The sequence below is a fragment of the Novipirellula sp. genome, from assembly GCF_041583735.1.
In the GTDB taxonomy this organism is placed as follows: Bacteria; Planctomycetota; Planctomycetia; order Pirellulales; family Pirellulaceae; genus Novipirellula.
Genome location: NZ_JBFHFD010000675.1, coordinates 1 through 4,682 on the forward strand (window position 1 = coordinate 1; position 4,682 = coordinate 4,682).

The 4,682-nt window shown below is 57.0% G+C and carries 3 protein-coding genes; 2 read left to right on the top strand and 1 reads right to left on the bottom strand.

The features are described 5' to 3' along the window. Positions 1-570 (top strand): ATPase, T2SS/T4P/T4SS family (locus tag ABX962_RS30700; protein WP_372725289.1); only part of this gene is annotated, 570 nt, incomplete at its 5' end. A gap of 86 nt (positions 571-656) precedes the next feature. Here ABX962_RS30700 and ABX962_RS30705 read toward each other — a convergent pair. Then, a complete protein-coding gene (locus ABX962_RS30705) occupies positions 657-3,257 on the bottom strand; it encodes a hypothetical protein (protein WP_372725291.1) in 2,601 nt (866 codons plus the stop codon). A 658-nt stretch (positions 3,258-3,915) separates the two neighbouring features. Here ABX962_RS30705 and ABX962_RS30710 point away from each other — a divergent pair. Further along, on the top strand, positions 3,916-4,682 hold a 767-nt coding region (locus ABX962_RS30710; protein WP_372725293.1), incomplete at its 3' end, for an NIPSNAP family protein.

Genomic DNA, 4,682 nt, shown 5'->3' on the forward strand with positions numbered 1-4,682 from the left:
CTGATTTGCGCATTAGAAGATTCAATGTCGATGCCCTGCGAAGGGATCAATCAACTTTCGCTCTGCAAGCATGCAGAAATGGACAAAGTCGCTGCGATGGAATCGTTGGCCAGACAATCGCCCGATGTGATTGCGATCGACAAACTCGACAACCGTGACGTCGCTCGAGCTGCCATGCACGAAGCGGCGATGGGACGATTGGTGATTGCAACGATCGAAAGTGCAGATCCGTCAATGACGCCGGTCCGACTAAAACAGCTCGGTTTGGAAGAGGGCGAATTGGACAAGGTTTTGTCCGCCATCGTTTCGCATCACAAACTAAATCGTTTGTGTCGCAAATGTTGCCAGTCGCGGCCGATTCATCCCGAGGAAGCGGAGCACTTCGGAGTGGACATCGACACGATGGTATCGTGTCCAAGTGGCTGTGCCGCATGCCGTGATTCAGGCTATGACGGAAACATCGTCGCATTTGAAGTACGGCAAAGCGAGCCGGAGTCGAAAACCCGGATCGTCGACGTAGTCGCATCCCACGTTTTGGCTGGTTCGGTCGCCACCGACTCGCTCCGATAATTGTCGTTGATCGCACCGCGATCAAAACGCGAATGGCGTCAACAGCTTGCCCACACCGTTCGCCATGACTCGCGGCGCCGCCGCTTCTATGGGGTTGCCCAGCGAATGTCTTCTTTGCGTTGGCGAGCTTCCCATTTCTTGATCGCTTGGCCACGTCGTGCTGCATTGTCTTGTTCGGGCCGGAAACTGAGTGTCACGCCGGTGATCTTACGCAAATTTTCCAAGGCGAGTGCTCGGACCGACATCGACGGTGAATCGAGACTGCGGACAAGCATTTCGTCGCCTCCCTCTTGAAGTTGTTTTTGCGAAAACCCAACCAGCAGCTGAAACAAGGTTCTGGCGTTGCCTTGGTCCATCCGATCGATCGCATCTTTGACGCGTACTGCGGTTTCGACATCGCGGTCAATCGCATTTTGCAGGGCGGTGTAATGGTCACTCCAATACGAACGCTGGTCCGCTTGGCTGAGCATTCCGTCGCCTCCGAAAAAGACGTCGGGCCGTCCCAGAGACAACAAGGTCCGCGCCGCTAACGCCCCCGCTTCGCTACGGCGGAACATGGTGGCTTCGCGAAGTGAGATCTCGACCGGTTGATCGGGGATCATCAACCCCAACAGGGCTTCACGCGCCGACGACTCGAGCGATTGATCGTTCGGATCGGGTGGGGTGATCCACGCGAGTGGCGTCTTCGATTCGGACGCAACGCCCGGTTCGTCACCGCGTCGCACCCAGCGTTGACCGGTTGCCAGATCAATCTGGTTCCCGCTTTCGGACAGCCCGACTTTGCCTTGAGCGACAAACACTCCCACCGTATTGATGTGGTTTTCTTTCTTCAGCGGATCAAAACCGGGAGCGCGGAAATGAGCCATCGTCATGGCAACAAGTGATTCGATATCGGGAAAATTCAACGTCAGTGACTTGTTGTCGATGATCACATCGATGGACGCACCGGGTTTGAGAGCCTCGAGCATGATGCGACCATAATCCACATTCAACACAGGTTTCTCTTCACCCCCTCTGGTCCAGCGAATCTTTGATGGGCCGACCAATGTCACCGCCATATCATCGACCGTGTCTAGACGAACGCGATAGGTTGGCGCACAAACGATGGTCTGTTCGGTACCAATGACCGCATCCTTGCTGATTTGAACCGGGGTTGCGTCGTCGCCGATCGCAAAAACGAGTGCGGAATCGCTTGTCACTTTGGCAACTGCAACTTTGGGAAGCTTCGCCGTGTCCGCAGCCGCTTTGGGATCCACGATTTCTTTGATTGTGGGAGGAGCTCCCGCGTCGTCAGCGGTCGCCGTCATCTCGGCTTTGGGATCGCCCGCGGCCGGAACAGCTGCGGGGCCGGCTGGCGCGGGCACTTCGGTTACCGCCGGAGTGTCCACGTCGCTGCGGGGAGCAGGGGGAGCAGGAATGCCGGTAGGTGCCGGAATCGCGGCACTCTCGCTCTCTGATTTGGGTTCGCTCGCGGGTGATGGCATCGCTTCACTGGTTCCCCCCGGCGGCAAATCGGTACTTGCGACCGCTGGTATCGGAGGAGCCATCGGATCCTTCTCGGGACCTGGCGTGACCGAAGTCACCGTATCAGAGGATCCTGCCTGTGGGGTTCCTACGTCTGGGGTTCCTACGGGTGCAGGAAGCGGTGCCGGAGTGGGAAGATTCTCGACGGCTGGACTACCGTCGCCCGTCTCGGTAGCCGGAGCCATCTCTCGTCCCGGAGTCCCCACCGGGACCATCGCGGGCGCGTCGCTGGCCGACACTTCGATCTCTTGGGTTGGTTCCGAGCTCGGTCCCCCCGGCGAGGCAAAATCGTCTGTCTCGACGTCGGACCAAGCGGGTCCCGAATCCGCCTCGGCCACCGTCGATCGGTTCACGAGCGGTTCAAAGATACGAACCAGTGCAAACAACAACACGGCAGCGAGTGCCAACGATACCAACCACGGCGCAATCCGGCTGGTTCGTATCGACCCGCCGTACATCTGAGCCGCCTCGAGTGCCGATCGCGGGCGACCACTATTCATCATCGCGTCGCGTCGACGAACCTCCAATGCATCCGATTGGCGAATCCGTGTCGGAGCATCCGAGACTCCCGAATCGCCGGGGCCGACCGGCTGAACCACACCGCCGGGATGTGCCGTGTTGGACTGGGTTGCCGCATCATGCAACGCATCGAGTTCCGATTGCTCACTTCCGGCGGGCACCTCGATATCGGAAACCGGCTGAGGACTGATCTGCGTTGGATCGGCATCGGGCAGCGCTACCGATGAAAAACTGCCCGCTGTGGCCAGATCTGCGATATCCCGATCAGGCAACGAGTAAATCCGCTGCCGCAGTTCCGGAGACACCTCGGCCGTCTTGCCCAACACCATGGTCAGGATTTGATGACATGCCGCCGCTTCGGCGAGCTGTTGGTCCGATTCCAAACACGCGCGTTCGATTTCCGAGATCTGTTCGGCCGACAACGTGCTGTCGAGGTATTCGCTAATCACGTTGGCTTCTTCGACCGGGCCCACCGCGTCGGGCGCGGGCGCCGAGAGATTGGTTTTCGCCAGATTTGCGCGAATCCGCTGGACCAATTGCCCCGCAAAACCGCTCTCGGCGACTTTCACACGCAGCGATTCTGCGTCGCTGGGGTCCAAGGTGTTGTCGAGATAGGCCAGCAGGGTGCGAAGGGTGAGTCGCATGATTGTCGTCTTGATTGAGTTGTACCGAACTTGGCAAAGCCGATCCCGGATGAGGAAGTCTGATGATTTAGTTAGCCGTTTTGGCCAACGCTGTGAAGCATTTTCTCGTAGCTACCTTCGCCAGAAGGTGGTGATTCGTATTGGCCGGCAACCCTTCACGCTCTGGCGAGCGTAGCTACGCAACGCAAATGCCGTCATTTGCCGTCTCTAAATTCTTCACAGCGCCCTCGTTTCGGCGCTAGCCACAGGTTCCACCAGCATCTAACCGGGGCTAGCGCCCAAACGGCTAACTTGATGGTGTCGTACTAAATCAGCAGTCCTTGAGGGGGTGAGGGGCAAGTTCAGATGGGGCAGTTCGAATGAGGAAGTGGGAAATCAAATCCTCTGTATTAGTTAGTGACCTGACACACCGAGATCCGTGCAAGAATTTGCAAAAATTTCGAAAAGAAGTCGGGGAGACGAAAGAAACCCAGATTCAACTCGCTTGCCTGTAGATCTCGCCATTCCGACGCGATTATGATGACAGGCCAACGCGATGATGAAATCGGGCAGCCCCATTCGGTCGTAGCTCGCGAAAACCGTCGCGTGCCCGCTGAGCCGAATCCGCCTCGGACCGGAATTCCAATTCCCCCCCCTCAACACCCCACCAGGATGATTGATGAAAAATCTGATTTTGAACTCCTTTGTGATGCTTGCTGCAATGACGTTGATCACATCGACCACTGAAGCCGCCCAGCCCGATCGCGAACTGTACGAAGTTCGCTCGTATCTGCTTGGCGAAAAAGGGGATGCCAAAGCGATTGACGCTTATTTGCAGGACGCGTTGGTCCCGGCACTGAATCGACATGGCATCACACCGGTGGGCGTTTTCACCAATTCGGAAAACGATGAAACTGGCAGCGAGCGAATCGTGGTCGTGATTCCCTATGCTAACGCCGATCAAATTCTCGCAACTCGCACCGCATTGGCAAAGGATCAGCAATATCTCGCCGATGCCAAGAGCTACCTGGATCGCGAACCCAAGAACGCGCCGTACCAGCGGATTACGTCAGAGCTGCTTTCGGCGATGGATTGTATGCCGAACGCCAAAGTTCCCGAGGGTACGCTGGCTAACGACGATCGCGTGTACGAACTGCGATTGTACGAGAGCCCCAATGAGCGGCTCGGCGATCTGAAGGTTGATATGTTTAATTCTGGCGAAGTGCCCATTTTTCTCGACAGTGGGATTCAGCCCTTGTTTATCGGCCAATGTGTCGTTGGCCCGAACACACCCAGCTTGACTTACTTGACGGTCTATCCAAACGAAGAAGCTCGGGGCAAGGCGTGGGATGCGTTTCGCGCTCACAAGGACTGGGCCGTGCTAAGCAAGGTTGAAAAGTATCAAGGCACGGTCTCGCACATCGACAAGTACGTGTTGGTGGCCAA

Coding starts and splice junctions, on each gene's coding strand:
- ABX962_RS30705 (WP_372725291.1), bottom strand. CDS start 3,257: ATGCGACTCACCCTTCGCACCCTGCTGGCCTATCTCGACAACACCTTG.